The sequence below is a fragment of the Dactylosporangium sp. NPDC049742 genome (assembly GCF_040674675.1).
GTDB lineage: Bacteria > Actinomycetota > Actinomycetes > Mycobacteriales > Micromonosporaceae > Dactylosporangium > Dactylosporangium maewongense.
Genome location: NZ_JBFANF010000076.1, coordinates 38,808 through 56,182 on the forward strand (window position 1 = coordinate 38,808; position 17,375 = coordinate 56,182).

Sequence of the window (17,375 nt, forward strand, 5' to 3'; positions counted from 1 at the left end):
TCTGCAGAGCGTGGTGGGCGTCCGTCTGCAGGTCCTCGGGGTGGTGCTGCTCGGCCTGCTGGTCTCCGGCGGGGCGGGTCTGCTGATGCACCGCGTCGAGCTGGACAACGCCGGCCAGACCCTCGACCGGCGGGTCGCCGCCGCGCAGGAGGCGGTGGCGTCCACCGCCCAGCGGTACGTCGACGCGGTGCAGCTGGTCGCCGGCAGCCTGGAGGCGCTGCCGAAGATCGACGCCACCTCGTTCACCTCCGCCACCGCCCCGCTCGGCCGGCTCTGGCTGCCCGGCGCCGCGTCCGCCGACTTCGTCGTCGCAGTGCAGCGCTCCGACGTCCAGGCCGCCCAGGACGACTGGCGGACCCGCGGCGCGGTCGGGCTGACGCTGCGCCCGGGCACCGACGCCGGCCGGCACTACTTCACGGTCCTGCAGCGCAACCTGACGCAGGACACGAGCGACGGTGTCGGCCAGGACCTCACCACGGCGCCGGAGGCGGCCCTGGCCCTGGAGCGGGCGCAGCGGATCGGGCTGCCGGCGATCTCCGGCCCGTACCTGCTGCCGCGCGACGCCGACCTGCCGGAGCAGGAGCGGCAGCACTCCGTGGTGCTGCTGCAGCGGGTTGTGGACCAGGTCACCGGCGAGCTGCGCGGGTTCGTCGAGCTGACCGTGCGGATGCAGGCCTTCTTCACCGACACGATGCTCCAGCCGTCCCGCGAGCTGGTGGACGTGACGCTGTCCGCGATCGAGGACAACGCGTGGACGCCGATGGCCCGCATCTCGCGGCAGCACGTCGGCGGGCCCGACCTGCGCCGCAGCGTCATCGTGCAGGTCGCCGACCAGCAGTGGCGGCTGATGGTCGTCACCGACAGCGAGGCCCTGATGGGCGCCGAGAGCCACCTCGACGCGGGCATGGTGTTCAGCGGGCTCGCGCTCACCGTCGTCACCGCCGTGCTCGTCTACACCCTCGCGACCTCGCGCCGCCGGGCCGAGGACCGGGTCGCCCAGGCCACCGCGGACCTGCGGCACCAGGCGACGCTGCTGTCCGCGGTGATGAACACGATCGGCGACGGCGTGGTGCTCCTCGGCCCCGACGGTGCCGCGGTGTGGCTCAACCCGAGCGCCCGCGAGCTGCTCGGCGACGACGTCGAGCGGCAACCGCCGGCCGAGTGGGCGCGGCTGCTCGACGCGTACGAGAGCGACGGCGTCACCCCGTTCCGGTTCGAGGACCTGGTGAGGCGCCCCCTCGCGGCGCAGGCCGAGATCATCGTGCGGGGCCGCCGGCTGGACGTGCGGCTCCGGCCGCTGGTCCACCGGGACGGCGACGGCGGCGCGGTCGCCGTGCTGCGCGACGTCACCGACCTGCACGACGCCGACGAGAAGGTGCGCGCCTCCGAGGAGCTGCTGCAGCTGCTGCTGGACGGCGCCCGCGACTACGCGATCTACATGCTGGACCCCGACGGTGCCGTGATGAGCTGGTCCGCCAACGCCGAACGGATCAAGGGCTACCGCGAGGACGAGGTCATCGGCCGCTCCTACGCGATGTTCTTCACGCCGGAGGAGGCCGCCGAGGGGGTGCCGCAGCGCGTCCTCGCGCAGGCCACCGAGTACGGCCGGGTCGAGATCGACGGCCCGCGGGTGCGGCGCAACGGCAGCCGCTTCTGGGTGCACGGCACGCTCACGGCGGTGCGCGACCCCGACGGCTCGATCCGCGGCTTCGTCAAGGTCGGCCAGGACGTCACCGAGCGCAAGACGGCCGAGCGGGCGGTCGAGCGGCTCAACGCCGAGCTGGAGCTGCGCGTCGCGGAGCGCACCGCCGACCTGCGCGAGGCCAACTCGGAGCTGGAGTCCTTCTCGTACAGCGTCTCCCACGACCTCCGGGCGCCGCTGCGGGCCGTGGACGGCTTCGCCAAGATGCTCGCCCTCGACCACGGCGACGCGCTCGACGAGCAGGGCCGCCGGTACCTGTCCCGCATCCGCGCCGGCGCGCAGCAGATGGGCGAGCTGATCGACGGCCTGCTCGCGTTCTCCCGGCTGCAGCGGCAGGAGATGGCGAGCCTGCGCGTCCACCTCGACCAGCTCGTCGCCGACGTCTGGGATGAGCTGAGCGTCGAGCGCGGCGACCGCGACATCGTCCTGACCGTGGGGGACCTGCCGGACGCCCAGGGCGACCCGCGGCTGATCCGGCACGTGGTGGGCAACCTGGTCGGCAACGCGGTCAAGTACACCCGCGCCGTCTCCCCGGCCCGGATCGAGGTCGGCCACAAGGTCACCACCGAGGCGGACGCTGCAATGCCGGGCGTCGGGGGCGACGCCGTCTATTACGTGAAGGACAACGGCGCCGGTTTCGACATGCGGTACGCCGACAAGCTGTTCAAGGTCTTCCAGCGGCTGCACCGCGCCGAGGACTACGAGGGCACCGGCATCGGGCTTGCGCTCACCCACCGCATCGTGGTGCGGCACGGCGGCCAGATCTGGGCCGACGCGGCGCCCGGCGAGGGGGCCACCTTCTACTTCACCCTTCCGGCATACGCAGACACGCTGTTGGAGGTGGGCGGATGAAACCGCTGTCGAACAGGGTCCTGCTCGTCGAGGACAATCCCGACGACCTGGAGCTCGCCCGCCTGGCCTTCGAGCGGGGCAGGTTCGCCCGCAACGTCGACGTCGCCCGCGACGGCGCCGAGGCCCTCGACTACCTGTTCGGGCGGGCCGCCGCCGACCCGCCGCAGGTCGTGCTGCTGGACATCAAGCTCCCGCTGGTCGACGGCATCGACGTGCTGCGCCGGGTCAAGGCCGACGCGCGCACCCGCCACATCCCGGTCGTCATGCTCACCTCGTCGGCGCAGGACCGCGACCTGCACGCCTGCTACGAGCTGGGCGCCAACAGCTACATCGTCAAGCCCGTCGACATGGAGCAGTTCCTGTCCGCCGTCAACAGCATCGGCCTGTACTGGCTGGGGCTCAACCTGACCGACCAGCACTCATGAGGATCCTGCTCCTCGAGGACAACCCCGACGACGCCGAGATGCTCGTGTTCGAGCTGCGGCGTTCCGGCTTCGCGCCCACGTGGCGGCGGGTCGAGTCCCGGGCGGAGTTCCAGGCCGCACTCGACGACCCCGAGGGCCTGCCGCAGGTGATCCTCGCCGACTACTCGCTGCCGCAGTTCAACGCCCTGGAGGCGCTGCACATGCTGCGCACCGGCGGCTACGACATCCCCGCGATCGTGGTCAGCGGCGCGATGAGCGAGGAGTCGTGCGTGGACGCGCTGCGCCACGGCGCCGTCGACTACCTGCTCAAGGACCGGCTCAGCCGGCTCGGCTCGGCCGTGCAGCACGCCCTGTCGCAGCAGCGGCTCGTCGCCGACCGGCGCCGCGCGGAGGAGACGTTCCGCGCCGCGTTCGACCACGCCCCGGTCGGCATGGCCGTCACCGACCTCGACGGGCACGTGCTGGAGGTCAACCAGGAGCTGGCCCGCATGACCGGGTTGCAGCCCTCGCAGCTGCTGCTGGACATGGTCGCCGAGGAGGACCGGCCGATCGTCGCGGAGAAGATGAAGCGCCTCGTCGCCGGCGAGGCCGAGAAGGTCAGCAAGGAGCTGCGGCTGTGCCGCTCCGACGGCGCGCCGCTGTGGGGGCAGTACTCGGCGTCGCTCATCGGCTCGGGCGGCAGCGCCCGCGGCCGGGGCCATCACGGGGCGCACCACGTGGTGCACCAGATCGCCGACGTCACCGACCGGCGGCGCGCGGAGGAGGCCCTGCAGCGGCAGGCGGCGAAGCTCGCCCGCACCAACAGCGACCTGCAGGAGCTCGACCGGCTCAAGAGCGAGTTCGTCGCGACCGTCTCCCACGAGCTGCGCACGCCGCTGACCAGCATCCGCGGCTACACCGAGATCCTCGCCGACGCGCACGCCAGCTCTCTCGGCGCGACCGAACGCAAGATCGTCGGCATCATCGACCGCAACGGCCGCCGCCTCCTCGACCTCATCGAGGACCTGCTGACCTTCTCCCGCATCGAGTCCGGCACGCTCACGCTCAGCGTCGGGCCGGTGCAGATGCGGCAGATCATCGACGCCGCGTACGAGGCGATCCGGCCCTCCGTCGAGGCGGCCGGCCTCGGCGTCACCCTCGACGTCGACGAGCACATCCCGGTCGTGCAGGGCGACGGCGAGCAGCTCGAACGCGTCGTGCTCAACCTGCTGACCAACGCGGTCAAGTTCTCCGACGCGGGCGGAGCGATCACGGTGACCGGCCGCGAGCGCGACGGCGAGGTCGTCGTCTGGATCCGTGACACCGGGGTGGGCATCCCCGAGCACGAGCAGAGCATGTTGTTCACCCGCTTCTTCCGTACCGCCGACGCGCAGAAACGGGCGATCAAGGGCAGCGGCCTGGGCCTCGCGATCAGCAAGGCGATCGTCGAGGCACACGGCGGATGGATCGCGCTGGAGTCCATCGAGGGCAGCGGGACCACCGTCGGCTTCGGCATCCCGACCCCCTAGACCCCCTCGACCTAGATCCCGACGAACCCGGCCTGCGCCCGCATCTGGTGCTCGAAGAACTCGTCGCGGTGCTCGACGACGTTGTTGAGCTGGCCGAACACCTCGAAACTGACCAGGCCGAAGAGCGTGACCCAGGCGGACAGGGCGCGGGCCGTCACGGCGTCGGGCACGTCCGGGGCGATCACGGCGCCGGCCCGCCGTACATCCTCCGCGACCGCGTCGGGGACGGGCTCCCGCGGCCCGGGCGGCAGCCGGCGCGCCACCGCGGCGTCCTGGATGATCGTGCCCAGCACGGTGACCGCCCTGGTCGCCGCGGCGACGGTGTCCGTGGGGGCCTGGTATCCGGGCACGGGGCTGCCGTAGATCAGCGCGTACTCGTGCGGGCGCTCCAGCGCCCACCCGCGCACCGCGTCGCAGACCGCCATCCAGCGACCGGTGAGGTCGTCGCGGCCGACCGCGCGCTCCCGGTCCTCGACGGTCTGCCCGAGGGAGTTGTACGCGTCGAGGATCAGCGCCGTCAGCAGGTCGTCCCGGCTGGCGAAGTACCGGTAGATCGCCGAGGAGACGACGCCGAGGTCGCGGGCCACGGCGCGCAGCGACAGGTTGGCCCCGTCGGTGGCCAGGTGCCGCCGGGCGATCGCCTTGATCTCCTCGGTCATCTCCGCACGGACCCGCGCCCTGATACCTGTCGCCTTCATGCCGTACATAGTCTCATGCTCTTTTGCGAGAGCACTGCTCTTGTTTCGACGGACGACACATGCTCTACTGAGAGAGCAGTGCTCTTGCAATCGTCGTCAGGGGAGGCAGTCATGCAGGTCATCATCGGTGCCGGCGCCGTCGGCTCGATCATCGCGGCGCGGCTCGCGGAGTTCGGTGAGTCCGTCAAGATCGTCAGCCGCTCCGGCGGCGGGCCCGCCCACCCGCTGATCGAGCGGGTCGCCGCGGACGCCGCCGACGCGGCCGCCCTGCGCCGGATCGCCGCCGGCGCCACCGTCATCTACAACTGCGTCAACCCGCTGTACCACGCCTGGACGACCGACTGGCCGCCGATCAACGACGCGCTGATCCGGGCCGCGGCCGCCAACGACGCCGTCCTCGCGATCACCGGCAACCTGTACGGCTACGGGCCCGTCACCGGCCCGATGACCGAGGACACGCCGCTCGCGGCGACCGGTCGCAAGGGTCGCGTGCGGGTGGCGATGTGGCGCGACGCGCTGGGCGCCGGCATCCGTACGTTCGAGGCCCGCGCGTCGGACTACATCAGCCCCACCTCGTCGATCATCGAGATGGCGCTGCCGGCGATGCGGGCCGGGACGACCGCGTGGCTGCCCGGCGCCCTGGACGTGCCGCACACCTACACGTACATCGGCGACGTCGCCGACACGCTCATCTCGCTCGCGACCGACGAGCGGGCATGGGGCAAGGCGTGGCACGTGCCCTCGCCGCCGCCGATGACGGGCCGCTCACTGCTGGACACCGTGGCCCGCGTCGCCGGCCTGCCCGCCCCGCGCCTGCGCCCCTACCCGGCGGCCGCGGTGTGGGCCGCCGGGCTGACCGACAAGTTCGCCAAGGAGTTCCGCGAGGTGCGCCACCAGCACGTCAAGCCGTTCGTCATGGACTCGTCCCGGGTCACCGCGACGTTCGGCCTGACGCACACGCCGGTCGACGAGGCCGTCCGGTCGGTGCTCAGCCTCTCGTCAGCCAGTGCTGGGTAGCGCGCCCTCAGGCTCGATCGCCAGCGGCGGCAGGATCCCGTCGAAGTCGACCAGCGAGTAGGCCCGCAGCTTCTCCAGGCGGTGGAACGAGTCGACCACCCGGATCGTGCCCGACCGGGACCGCATCACGATCGACTGCGTCTCCGCCCCACCCCGCCGGTAGCGGACGCCCTTGAGCAGGTCGCCGCTGGTCACCCCGGTCGCGCAGAAGAACATGTTGTCGCCGCTGACCAGGTCGTCGGTGTGCAGCACGCGACCGAGATCGTGGCCGGCGGCGACGGCCTTCTCCCGCTCGGCGTCGTCCTGGGGCCACAGCTTGGCCTGGATCGCGCCACCCATGCACTTCAGGGCCACCGCGGCGACGATGCCCTCGGGCGTGCCGCCGATGCCCATCAGCACGTCGGTCTCCGAACCTTCGCGGGCGGCGCTGATCGCCCCGGCGATGTCCCCGTCGGAGATGAACCGGATCCGGGCCCCGGTCCGCCGCACCTCCTGGATCAGCTGCTTGTGCCGGGGCCGGTCCAGGATGCAGACCGTGACCTCGTCCACCCCGGCCCGCTTCACCCGCGCGATGCGCCGCAGGTTCTCCTCGACGCCGGCATCGATGTTGATCACGTCCGCGTAGTCCGGCCCGACTGCCAGCTTCTCCATGTAGAACACGGCGCTCGGGTCGAACATCGCCCCGCGCTCCGCGACGGCCAGCACCGCCACCGCGTTGGGCATCCCCTTGCTCATCAGCGTCGTCCCGTCGACCGGGTCGACCGCCACGTCCACCTCGGGGCCTGTCCCGTCCCCGACCCGCTCGCCGTTGTACAGCATCGGCGCGTTGTCCTTCTCACCCTCGCCGATCACCACGACGCCCTGCATCGGCACCGAGTTGATCAGCAGGCGCATCGCGTCGACGGCCGCACCGTCGCCGCCGTTCTTGTCCCCCCGTCCGACCCACCGTCCGGCGGCCATGGCCGCGGCCTCCGTGACTCGTACCAGGTCGAGGGCCAGATTCCGATCCATCTCACGACTCATGTGTGTGCTCTCCTCGCGCGGCGTTGCGTGGGCGGGCGGGCCACCCTCAATCGTGTCAGGCCGGCGTGTTCCGCGTCGCTAGTGGCCGGGCGGTTGTGGCAACTTCCATCCGATGGTTCACGATGGGGGTGTGGAAACCGCTGCTCCCGCACCCGCTGGCTCCTCGTCGTCGTCGGCTCCCGCTTCTTCGGAGCGTGCCGGTCGCCGCCCGCGCGACATGGCGCTGTCGATGCTGGTCCTGCTGGTGCCGGTCTTCCTGCTGGTCGGCTTCTACCGCTACCTCGGCCACGAGGACCCGCCGGCGGTCGACACCACCGAGGTGTACGGCTCGGTCGAGCGCGCCGGCCAGTTCACCCCGCTGCGCCCCACCGATCTGCCACCGGGCTGGCGGATCGCCTCGGCCACCTACACCGACGGCATCCTGCGCCTGGGCGTGACCGCCCCCTCCGACGGCGCCATGCAGCTCGTCCAGAGCGCCCAGCCCGCCGCCACCCTCATCCCGTCGATCATCGGCACCGGCGGGTCCGCCGGCGCCCCGGTCTCGATCAACGGCACCGACTGGCAGCGCCACGACGATGCCCGCCCGGGCGAACGCGCCCTCATCCAGTCCACTTCGACCCGCACCGTCATCATCTTCGGCCGCGCCACCGACTCCCAGCTCCAGCGCCTGGCCTCCTCCCTCCGCTGACCGCCGTCCTCCGCCGTCGGTCGGCCGTCCGATCCCGCAGTGTCGGCCACATGATCGCGGCGGCGCGGACCTGGGGGATACCGTCCCCGGCATGTTCGGATTCGGCCGGAAACCCGGCGCCAAGGCAGTCAGCGCACGTGGCGAGATCGCCCACGTGGACTTCGGCCTGCAGAGCGTCGACCAGCAGGGCCATACCCGGTCGGCGAGCTACACCGTCCGCGTCCAGGTCTTCCCCGACGGCGCGGCCCCGTTCCTGGCCTCGATCAAGGTCAAGCTCCGCGGCACCGCGGGCCCGATGATCGGCGAGGAGACCTGGGTCCGCTACCAGCCGAACGACAAAGAGCGCATCGACTTCGACCGCGACCAGATCAAGCTCCGCGCGTACGACCGCGTCCGAGCCAACCCCGCCCTCCAGCTCGTCGTCGACACCCTCTACACCCACGGCGACCCCCCCATCAGCGTCATCGCCACCGCCCGCTGACCCACCCCCCATGATCCAGAAGACTTCGTGTACCCAGGGGTGCACAAGGTCTTCCGGATCATGAGAACCAAGGGCCAGGCGTCCTCACACGGTGGGCGGCCCTCGCTCAGGCGATCACCGGCCCCCTGGCCAGCGCGATCTGCCCCGCCCGGCATTGCGCCAGCTGGTTGGACGTTGTGCGGTGGCCAGCACCCCCGTGATCCGGAAGACCTTGTGTACCCAGGGGTGCACAAGGTCTTCCGGATCATGAGAACGGAACGGCAAGTGTCCCCATGCGGTGAGGTAGCCATGGCTCAGGCGATCGCCGACCCCCTGTTGTCAGCCTGATCGGCACCCGCTCGGTTCTGCGCCAGCTGGACCAGCTGTGCGCGGTGGCCGGCGTCCCCGTGATCCGGAAGACCTCGTGCACCCAGGACCGCACAAAGTCTTCCGGATCATGAGAACGGAACGGGCAAGTGTCCCCGTGCGGTGAGGGGTAGCCATGGCTCAGGCGATCACCGCCCTGGTCAGCGCGATCTGCCCCGCTCGGCGTTGTGCCGTCTGGGTCGACGTTGTGCGGTGGCTGGCGTCCCCGTGATCCGGAAGGGTTTGTGTACCCAGGGGTGCACAAGGTCTTCCGGATCATGAGAGCCGAGGGTCGGGCGTCCTCGTGCGGTGGGGCGGCCGGCGCTCAGGCGATCGCCGCCCTTGGTCAGTGCGATCTGCCCCGCTCGGCGTTGTGCCGTCTGGGTCGACGTTGTGCGGTAGCTGGCGTCCCCGTGATCCGGAAGGGTTTGTGTACCCAGGGGTGCACAAGGTCTTCCGGATCATGAGACATGTGGCCGCCAGGAGTTGCGGCATGGGTGGAGCGGTCGCCGTGCGGCGCGTGCTGTCTGCGGGTCGGTCGACGTGTTGTGCTGGTTCGGGTCGGGACCCCGTCTCCGGTCCTGCGGGCTGCCTGGCGTCGCGGGTGAACGTTCGGCCTCGCCGTTGTGCAGCGCCTCACCTGCCTCGGCCACGCCCACATGGAGCTGGGTGGTGGCGGGGCACAGCAGCGACGCGGACGGCGTCGGCCCGTCGATGACCGGCGGCGGCGAGGCGGCGGCGAGGTGGCGGGGGAGAGCGAGCCGCTACGACAGGGTTTTGGCGACCTCGGCGGCGCGGGTGGCGGCGTTGGCCTTCATGTCGCGCTTGAGCTCCTGGGGCAGGGAGAACACGAGCTTCTCCTGGGCCGTGGTGATCTCGGCGACGTCGGTGAAGTCGCGGGCGGCCAGGAAGTCGAGGACCTCCATGACCAACTCGTCGGGGACCGAGGCGCCGGAGGTGACGCCGACGGTGGTGGCGCCGGTGAGCCAGTCGTCCTGGATCTCGTGGGCGTAGTCGATGAGGTAGCCGGCGCTGGCGCCCGCGTCGACGGCGACCTCGCGGAGGCGCTGCGAGTTGGACGAGTTCTGCGAGCCGACGACCAGCACCACGTCGCAGTTGGGTGCCATCGCCTTCACGGCGTCCTGCCGGTTGGACGTGGCATAGCAGATGTCGTCGCTGGGCGGGGACATCAGCAGCGGGAGCTTGGTCTTGAGGCGCGCGACCGTCTCCAGGGTCTCGTCGACCGACAGCGTGGTCTGCGAGAGCCACACCACCTTCGACGGGTCGCGGACGGTGACCTTGTCGACGCCGTCGGGGCCGTCGACGAGCTGGATGTGGGCGGGGGCCTCGCCGGCCGTGCCGATGACCTCTTCGTGCCCCTCGTGACCGATGAGCAGGATGTCGTAGTCCTCGGCGGCGAACCGGCGGGCCTCCTGGTGGACCTTGGTGACCAGCGGGCAGGTCGCGTCGATGGCCTTCAGCGAGCGGGCGGCGGCCTGCTCGTGGACCTCGGGCGCGACGCCGTGGGCGGAGAAGACGACGGTGGCGCCCTCGGGCACCTCCTCATTCTCCTCCACGAAGATCGCGCCCTTCGCCTGCAGCGTGCCGACGACGTGCTTGTTGTGCACGATCTCCTTGCGGACATAGATCGGCGCGCCGTAGAGCTTCAGCGCCTCCTCGACCGTCTGGACCGCACGGTCGACGCCGGCACAGTAGCCGCGGGGCTTGGCGAGCAGAACGCGCTTCGAACCAGTCACCCCGCCATGGTACGTGCCCCCACCGACAACATCCTCCGTCGGAAAAACGGTACAAGCGAGGCAAACATCGCAAGCAGCGCACACGCACCCGCCACGGCGGCCAGCGTGGCCCACGGCATGACCAGCGTCACAGGTGCGCCGACCTCCTCCTGCAGCCCGGCCCGCGCCTCGAAGAGGGCCGGCACGGCGACCGCCAGCCCCAGCAGGACGCCGAGCGTGACCGCGAGCAGTGACTCGACGACCACGAAGCGCGCGGTCTGGCCCGTCGTCGCTCCGGTACGGCGCAGCGTCGCCAACTCCTGCCGCCGCCCGTACGTCGCCATGAGCACGGTGTTGGCCACCGCGAGCCCCGTGTAGCCGACGGAGATGCCGAGCAGCACCGCCAGGAACAGGTTCACCAGGTCGTTCTCGCTCGCGGCCTCCCGCTCGACGTACGCCCGGGCCGTCATGGCGACGGCGCCCGGCGACGGCACGAACGCGCCGGACAGGTCGACCACCTGCGTCATCGCTGTCGGGTCGTGCTGCCGTACCAGGTCCCGCGGCAGCAGCACCGAGTCGGACGAACCGGTCACCCGAAGCGGCACCACGACCCCGTCGGCGAACCGCAGCGGCACCACCGAACCCACCTGGAAGCCCAAGACCGAAGGAACCGAAAAACCCGAGAAATCGGGCGCGCCGGAGACGGGGACCGACTCGCCCGAGGGCAGGTACGCCACGGACGGCAGCACGGAACGCCCGGGCTGCGCGGAAACGGCCGCCTCGGAGAGGCCGGGGACACCGGCGGCGCCCGCCGCGACCGAGGAGGAGGGAAGCGCCGAGGCGTCCTCGATGCTCACCGCCTCCGAAGCGGTCTGGAACGTGCCGACCAGCAGCACCGCGAACCCCACCGCCGCGAGCACCGGCGCCGCGACCGATGCCAGCCGCCGCGCCGACACCGCCGCCGCGCCCCGGACGAGGACGCCGGTCGCACCCCGTCCGGCGGGCGTCAGCCGTACCAGCGGAACAACGACCACGGGAGCCAGCAATGCCGCCGCGACCAGCAGGAACATCGCCGACGCCAGCACCAGGGTCGGCTTGTCCTGCGCCGAGGAGCCCGGCAGGAGCAGCGCCAGCCCGCCGCCGCCGAGGCCGCAGAGGATCCCGGCCGCCCAGCGGGTGCGGGTCATCGGCCGCCGCTCCGCCGCCGCCTCGCGCAGCGCGTCCAGCGGCGACACCCGCCCGGCCCGGCGCGCGGAGAGCCACACCCCGGCCGTGGCCACGACGAGCCCGGCCAGGACGGACACGCCCAGCGCCCACCACGACAGGCCGACGGTGAACCCGGTCGGCTCCAGGCCGACGGACACGAACGGGCCGGCCAACAGCGGCGCGGCGAGCGCGCCGAGCAGCGCGCCGGGCACTCCCGCCGCGAGCGCGACGAGGATGGTCTCGGTGAGCAGCAGCCGCCGCACCTGCCCGGGGGTGGCGCCGACGGCGCGCAGCAGCCCGAGCTCCCGCCGCCGTGACGTCACGGCGAACGCGCAGGTCGACGACACCACGAACACCGCGACGAACGCGCCGACGAACACGGTGGCGATGATCAGCTGCGCGCCGATCCACCGGGTCCGCGTGTCCTGCTCCGGCTCGACCGCGGCCCGCGCGTCGCCGGTGAGCACCGTCCCGGCCGCCCCGGCGTCGAGCCGCACCGAGGCGCCCGGCTCGAAGCGGACGCCGATCACCCGTACACCACCCGCCGACTCCGACGCGGTGGCCTCGTCGACGTAGAAGCCCTCGCCCTCGAAGACGCCCGTCACCGTCCAGCTCGCGGGTCCGGCGGCGGTCAGGACCGGCAGCGTCGCGCCGACGGGGACACCCGCCGACGCGGGCACCACCACCTCGCCGCGACCGGCCGGCGGTTTGCCGTCGCGGATGGTGTACCCGCCGAGCCCCGCCGACGACCAGGCGCGTCCACTGTGGACCGAGTCGCGGGGGTTCCCGATTGGCTGCCCGTCGACGAGGCGCTGCACCTAGAACGTCCGGAACGGCACCGCCGCCAGGACTCCGGGCGTCGCGCCGAGGTCGGCGACCAGCGAGGACACCTCGTCCGGCGACCACGGGCGGTACACCGGAAAACCGCCGTCGACGGGATCGAACGACGGCGAGGCGACCACCGCGTCCGTGGCCGCGAGCGCGTCGGGGACCCGCGGCTGGGCGGCCGCCCACAGGGTGAGGCTGCCGGAGATGACGGCGACGCCGAGCAGCAGCACCGCGAACGTGCCCAGGAACCCGGCCCACCTGTGCCGCACGGAGGCCAGCGTCATGACAGCGCCGCCATCCGGGTCGCGATGTGCTCGGCGCCGCGCGGCTCGTGCAGGTCCTCGACGATCGCGCCGTCGGCGAGGAAGAGGACCCGGTCGGCGTACGCGGCGGCGAGGGGGTCGTGGGTCACCATGACCACCGTCTGGGCGTGCCGGTCGACGGCGGCCCGCAGCAGCCGCAGCACCTCCCGGGACGCGGTCGCGTCGAGGGCCCCGGTCGGCTCGTCGGCGAACACCACGACCGGCCTGGTGACGAGGGCCCGGGCGATCGCGACCCGCTGCTGCTGCCCGCCGGACAGCTCACCGGGCCGGTGGGTGGCCCGGTCGGCGAGCCCGACCTCGGCGAGCATCGCGTCGACCTGTCCGGGCGCGGCCCGGCGGCCGGCGAGGCGCAGCGGCAGCTCCACGTTCTGCGCCGCGGTCAGCGACGCGACGAGGTTGAACGCCTGGAACACGAACCCGATCCGGTCGCGCCGCAGCCGCGTGCGCGCCTTCTCCCGCAGCGGTCCGAGCTCCACCCCGTCGACGAGGACGCGGCCGTCGCTGACCTGGTCGAGGCCGGCCGCGCAGTGCAGCAGCGTGGACTTGCCGGAGCCCGAGGGGCCCATCACGGCGGTGAAGCTGGCCGGGGCGAACCCGACGGAGACCCGGTCGAGGGCGGTCACGGCCTGCTCGCCGGCACCGTACCGGCGGGTGACCGTGTGCAGCTCGACGGCCTGGCGCAGTTGCAATGTCGTCGTCACGCTGTCGAGCCAACCGTTTCGCCGGCCCTGGCACAGTCGCGCTGCGGCGACAGTCGAAGGTAACGCCAGCCATACCGTGCCCGGGCGGCGTGGTCGGTAGCGTCACCTGGGTGCCGGTCCGATCCGCGTTGGAGTCGCTGACGCTGCCACCCATGAAGTTCCTGACCTCCTCGTGGCCGTGGCGGTCGCTGCTGTACCTCGGCAGCGGCGGTCTCTTCGGGGTGGTCATGGGGGCGGTGCTGTTCGGCCTGCTCGCGTTCGGGGTGATCCTCACGCTGTTCGTGGTCGGCATCGCCGGGTTCCTCGCGTTCGCGCTGTCCGGCGTCTTCGTCGCCAAGGTCGAGCGGTGGCGGCTGCGGCTCGTCGACGCCGTCGACCTGCCCGACCTGCACCGGCCCGTCGAGGAGCCGGGGCTGCGCGCGTGGGTGACGACCCGGCTGCGGGAGGGGGTCACCTGGCGCGAGCTGGGGTACACGATCGTGATCTGCGCGATCCTGGGCTGGCTCGACTCGCTCGTCGTCGCGTTCGTGGTGTGGGCGGTCACGGCGCTGCTCTGCGGCCCGCTCTACATCCACGACACCCCGCTGGGGTGGACGCTCCTGGGCAGCGTCGCCGGCCTCGCGCTCGCGGTGATCGTGTTGTACCCGGTGACGGCCTGGGCGGGCGCGCGCGCCGCGATCACCAGGTCGATCCTGGGTCCCCGCGCCGAGGACGACCCCCGGCTGGTGGAGCTGACCAGGTCCAGGGCGCGGCTGGTCGACGCGTTCGAGGTCGAGCGCCGCCGCATCGAGCGTGACCTGCACGACGGCGCGCAGCAGCGGCTCGTGGCGCTGAGCATGCAGCTCGGCCTGGCCCGCCTGGAGCTGCCCGACGGTTCGCCCGCCGCGGATTCGGTACGGCGCGCGCACGACCTCGCGAAAGAGGCGCTCGCCGAGCTGCGGGAGCTGATCCGCGGCGTACACCCGAAGATCCTGACCGACCGTGGACTCGCCGCGGCGGTCCGCGAGGTCGCCGACCGCGCCCCGCTGTCCGTCGACGTCGACATCGCCCTGCCCGCCCGGCTGCCGGAGCCCGTCGAGGTGACCGCGTACTTCGTCGTCGTCGAGGCCCTCGCCAACGTCGCCAAGCACAGCGGCGCGCGGCGGGCCAGGGTCGTCGCGTCGGTCGTGTTCGACCGGCTCACCGTGCAGATCCGCGACGACGGCCGGGGCGGCGCCGACCCGGCGCGCGGCACCGGACTCGCCGGGCTCGTCGACCGGGTCGCTGCCGTCGGCGGGACCGTCGCGCTCGCCAGCCCGCACGGAGGGCCTACGGTGGTGCACGTGGAGCTTCCGTGCGGGTCGTGATCGCCGAGGACGGGATTCTCATCCGGGAGGGGATCGCCGGCCTGTTGCGGCGGTTCGGGCACGAGGTCGTCGCCGCCGTCGGCACCGCCGGCGAGCTGGTCGCCGCGGTCCATGCCGCGCCACCCGACCTGGTGGTCACCGACGTGCGGATGCCGCCGGGGTTCACCGACGAGGGGCTGCAGGCGGCGATCGCGCTGCGGGCCGCCTTCGCGAACCTGCCGGTGCTGGTGCTCAGCCAGTACGTCGAGCAGACGTACGCCGCCGAGCTGCTGGACTCCGGGCGGAACGGGTACGTCGGGTACCTGCTGAAAGACCGCATCGGGGACGTGGCGGAGTTCGTCGACGCGGTGGACCGGGTCGCGGCCGGGCACACCGTGGTCGACCCGGAGGTGGTGATGCAGCTGCTGGGCCGCCGCCGCGACCCGCTGCAGCGGCTCACCCCGCGCGAGCGCGACGTGCTGGCGCTGATGGCCGAGGGGCGGTCCAACGCGGCGATCGCCCGCACGCTCGTGGTGTCGGAGGCGGCCGTCTCGAAGCACATCAACAGCCTGCTGGCCAAGCTGGACCTGCCCCCCGACGAGGACGACCACCGCCGGGTGCGGGCGGTTCTCGCGTACCTGCGCGGCTAGGGTGTCTCAGTGACTACTGACGCTCCGTCGTCGACCTCCGACTCGCCCTGGCCGGTCCGGGTCGTCTCGCAGAAGATCGGCGCGTGGATCGGCAAGCTCGGCTGGATCTGGGTCGACGGCCAGGTCGCGCAGATCACCCGGCGCCCCGGCACCAACACCGTCTTCCTCACGCTGCGCGACCCGTCCGCGGACCTGAGCCTCACCGTCACCACTAACCGTGACGTCGTCGACCTCGGCGCGCCCGGCCTCAGCGACGGCGCCCGGATCGTCGTGCACGCCAGGCCCGAGTTCTACGCGGCCCGCGGCTCGCTCAGCCTCCGCGCCGACGAGATCCGCCAGGTCGGCCTCGGCGAGCTGCTCGCCCGGCTCGAGCAGCTCAAGAAGCTCCTCGCCGCCGAAGGCCTGTTCGACCGGGCCCGCAAGCGCCGCCTGCCCTTCCTGCCCTCGAAGGTCGGCCTGATCACCGGCCGGGCCAGCGCCGCCGAGCGCGACGTCCTCACCAACGCCCGCCGCCGCTGGCCGACCGTCGACTTCCGGGTCATCAACGTCGCCGTGCAGGGGACTTCCGCGGTACCGCAGATCATCGACGCCCTCGCCGTCCTCGACCGCGACGAGACCGTCGAGGTCATCGTCCTCGCCCGCGGCGGCGGCTCCACCGAGGACCTGCTGCCGTTCTCCGACGAGGCGCTGTGCCGGGCCGTGTTCGCGTGCCGGACCCCGGTCGTCTCCGCCGTCGGCCACGAGACCGACGTGCCGCTGGTCGACTTCGTCGCCGACGTGCGCGCCTCCACCCCCACCGACGCGGCCAAGCGCGTCGTGCCCGACCTCGCCGACGAGTTCCGCCTGATCGGCCAGGCCAAGCAGCGCCTGGACCGCGCGATGTCCGGCCTGCTCGACCGCGAGCAGCACCGCCTCGACGCGATCCGCTCCCGCCCTGTCTTCGCCCGCCCGCTCACGATGGTGGAGCACCGCGCGGCGGACGTGACCCAGCTGCGCGACCGGGCCAGCCGCAGCCTGAGCCACCGCCTCGACCGGGCGTCGACCGAGCTCGACCACACCCTCGCCCGCCTGCGGACCCTCTCCCCGCTGGCGACCCTGGAGCGCGGCTACGCCATCGTCCAGCGCCCGGACGGCGCCGTGGTCCGCGCCGCCGCCGACGTCACCCCCGGCGACGAGCTCCGCGTCCGGGTCGCGTCGTCCTCCTTCACCGCCACCGTCTCCGGCCCTGTCCCCGGCCCTGTCTCCGGTCCCGTCTCCGGAAACTCGGAAGGCTGACATGTCGCAACGGATCCAGGACTACCTGCTCGCCAGCGCTTCCGCGGGCCGGGAGGTCGTGCCCGTAGGCCCGTTCACGGTGACCATCAGCCCGCACGACCCCCTCGTGTACATCAACTACGCGATCCCGGCCGCCGGCGCCGCCCCGACGCCCGCCGACGTCGCCGCGCTGGAGGAGGCCTTCGTCTCCCGGTCGCGGACGCCCCGCCTGGAGTACCTGCCTGGCCTGGCCCCGCTGGTCGAGCCCGCCCTGGTCGCCGCCGGCTTCACCGTCACCGACCGCCTCCCCCTGATGGAGTGCCCGCCCGGCGCCGTCGCCGACCTGCCCCTCCCTCCGGACATCGAGCTCGTCACCCCTTTTGCCGACGACGAGCTGCGCGACCTGCTCACCGCTCAGCACGAGGCCTTCGGCGAACCCCCACCGACCGCCGCCCACCTGGAGAAGGCCCGCACCTCCGGCGGCATCCGCGTGCTGGCCCGCACCCTGTCCGGCGAGCCCGTCGGCGGCGGCGCGGCGGTCGCGGTGAGGGACGGCATCAGCGAGGTCGCCGGCATCGCCGTCCGCTCCGCGTTCGAACGCCACGGCATCGGC

Annotated in this window: 16 protein-coding genes; 10 read left to right on the top strand and 6 right to left on the bottom strand. The window is 72.5% G+C overall.

The window, feature by feature from the left end; all coding sequences use genetic code 11:
* Positions 1–13 precede the first annotated feature (13 nt).
* From AB0J72_RS50825 to AB0J72_RS50835, 3 genes are read left to right on the top strand one after another with little or no spacing between them, the layout of a single operon-like run.
* The gene (locus AB0J72_RS50825; RefSeq protein WP_363413740.1) at positions 14–2,554 is read left to right on the top strand and encodes a PAS domain S-box protein; all 2,541 of its coding nucleotides are present in this window, start codon (positions 14–16) and stop codon (positions 2,552–2,554) included.
* On the top strand, positions 2,551–2,979 hold the full coding sequence (locus tag AB0J72_RS50830; protein ID WP_344503782.1) for a response regulator: 429 nt from the start codon (positions 2,551–2,553) through the stop codon (positions 2,977–2,979). Before AB0J72_RS50825 ends, AB0J72_RS50830 begins: the two co-directional genes overlap by 4 nt.
* A complete protein-coding gene (locus AB0J72_RS50835) occupies positions 2,976–4,487 on the top strand; it encodes an ATP-binding protein (RefSeq protein ID WP_363413744.1) in 1,512 nt (503 codons plus the stop codon). The genes AB0J72_RS50830 and AB0J72_RS50835 overlap by 4 nt, the downstream gene beginning before the upstream one ends.
* An 11-nt stretch (positions 4,488–4,498) precedes the next feature.
* Here AB0J72_RS50835 and AB0J72_RS50840 read toward each other — a convergent pair whose 3' ends face one another.
* On the bottom strand, positions 4,499–5,185 hold the full coding sequence (locus AB0J72_RS50840; RefSeq protein ID WP_363413747.1) for a TetR/AcrR family transcriptional regulator: 687 nt from the start codon (positions 5,183–5,185) through the stop codon (positions 4,499–4,501).
* A gap of 111 nt (positions 5,186–5,296) precedes the next feature.
* Between AB0J72_RS50840 and AB0J72_RS50845 the strand changes: the two genes are divergently transcribed.
* Positions 5,297–6,202 carry an NAD-dependent epimerase gene (locus AB0J72_RS50845; protein WP_363413750.1) on the top strand — a complete coding sequence of 302 codons (906 nt, stop codon included), beginning with the start codon at positions 5,297–5,299 and terminating at the stop codon, positions 6,200–6,202.
* On the opposite strand, the gene glpX is transcribed toward AB0J72_RS50845, so the two are convergent.
* Positions 6,185–7,225, bottom strand: a complete 1,041-nt coding sequence (glpX, locus tag AB0J72_RS50850) for a class II fructose-bisphosphatase (protein WP_360564595.1) — start codon at positions 7,223–7,225, stop codon at positions 6,185–6,187. The genes AB0J72_RS50845 and glpX overlap by 18 nt on opposite strands.
* Before the next feature lie 130 nt (positions 7,226–7,355).
* On the opposite strand from glpX, the gene AB0J72_RS50855 reads away from it, so the two are divergent.
* Entirely contained in the window at positions 7,356–7,913 is a 558-nt protein-coding gene (locus tag AB0J72_RS50855) for a DUF4245 family protein (RefSeq protein WP_363413754.1), read from the top strand.
* 91 nt (positions 7,914–8,004) lie between these two features.
* Positions 8,005–8,394 carry a hypothetical protein gene (locus tag AB0J72_RS50860; RefSeq protein WP_363413757.1) on the top strand — a complete coding sequence of 130 codons (390 nt, stop codon included), beginning with the start codon at positions 8,005–8,007 and terminating at the stop codon, positions 8,392–8,394.
* Positions 8,395–9,503: 1,109 nt separating this feature from the next.
* On the opposite strand, the gene AB0J72_RS50865 is transcribed toward AB0J72_RS50860, so the two are convergent.
* The 4 genes from AB0J72_RS50865 to AB0J72_RS50880 are packed head-to-tail and all read right to left on the bottom strand — an operon-like array spanning position 9,504 to position 13,533.
* Entirely contained in the window at positions 9,504–10,496 is a 993-nt protein-coding gene (locus tag AB0J72_RS50865) for a 4-hydroxy-3-methylbut-2-enyl diphosphate reductase (RefSeq protein ID WP_363413760.1), read from the bottom strand.
* The gene (locus AB0J72_RS50870) at positions 10,493–12,499 is read right to left on the bottom strand and encodes an ABC transporter permease (protein WP_363413763.1); all 2,007 of its coding nucleotides are present in this window, start codon (positions 12,497–12,499) and stop codon (positions 10,493–10,495) included. The genes AB0J72_RS50865 and AB0J72_RS50870 overlap by 4 nt, the downstream gene beginning before the upstream one ends.
* Positions 12,500–12,778 carry a hypothetical protein gene (locus AB0J72_RS50875; protein ID WP_363413766.1) on the bottom strand — a complete coding sequence of 93 codons (279 nt, stop codon included), beginning with the start codon at positions 12,776–12,778 and terminating at the stop codon, positions 12,500–12,502.
* Positions 12,779–12,789: 11 nt separating this feature from the next.
* The gene (locus AB0J72_RS50880) at positions 12,790–13,533 is read right to left on the bottom strand and encodes an ABC transporter ATP-binding protein (RefSeq protein WP_363413769.1); all 744 of its coding nucleotides are present in this window, start codon (positions 13,531–13,533) and stop codon (positions 12,790–12,792) included.
* A 152-nt stretch (positions 13,534–13,685) separates the two neighbouring features.
* Here AB0J72_RS50880 and AB0J72_RS50885 point away from each other — a divergent pair, with 152 nt between their 5' ends.
* From AB0J72_RS50885 to AB0J72_RS50900, 4 genes are all read left to right on the top strand, one after another.
* Complete coding sequence (locus AB0J72_RS50885; protein WP_363413772.1) at positions 13,686–14,879, top strand: sensor histidine kinase; 1,194 nt, start codon at positions 13,686–13,688, stop codon at positions 14,877–14,879.
* On the top strand, positions 14,867–15,508 hold the full coding sequence (locus AB0J72_RS50890; RefSeq protein WP_363413775.1) for a response regulator transcription factor: 642 nt from the start codon (positions 14,867–14,869) through the stop codon (positions 15,506–15,508). The genes AB0J72_RS50885 and AB0J72_RS50890 overlap by 13 nt, the downstream gene beginning before the upstream one ends.
* A 9-nt stretch (positions 15,509–15,517) precedes the next feature.
* Positions 15,518–16,783: an exodeoxyribonuclease VII large subunit gene (xseA, locus tag AB0J72_RS50895; protein ID WP_363413778.1), complete on the top strand. Its 1,266-nt coding sequence runs from the start codon at positions 15,518–15,520 to the stop codon at positions 16,781–16,783.
* A gap of 1 nt (position 16,784) precedes the next feature.
* Positions 16,785–17,375: GNAT family N-acetyltransferase (locus AB0J72_RS50900; protein ID WP_363413781.1), on the top strand; the 591-nt coding region annotated here is incomplete at its 3' end.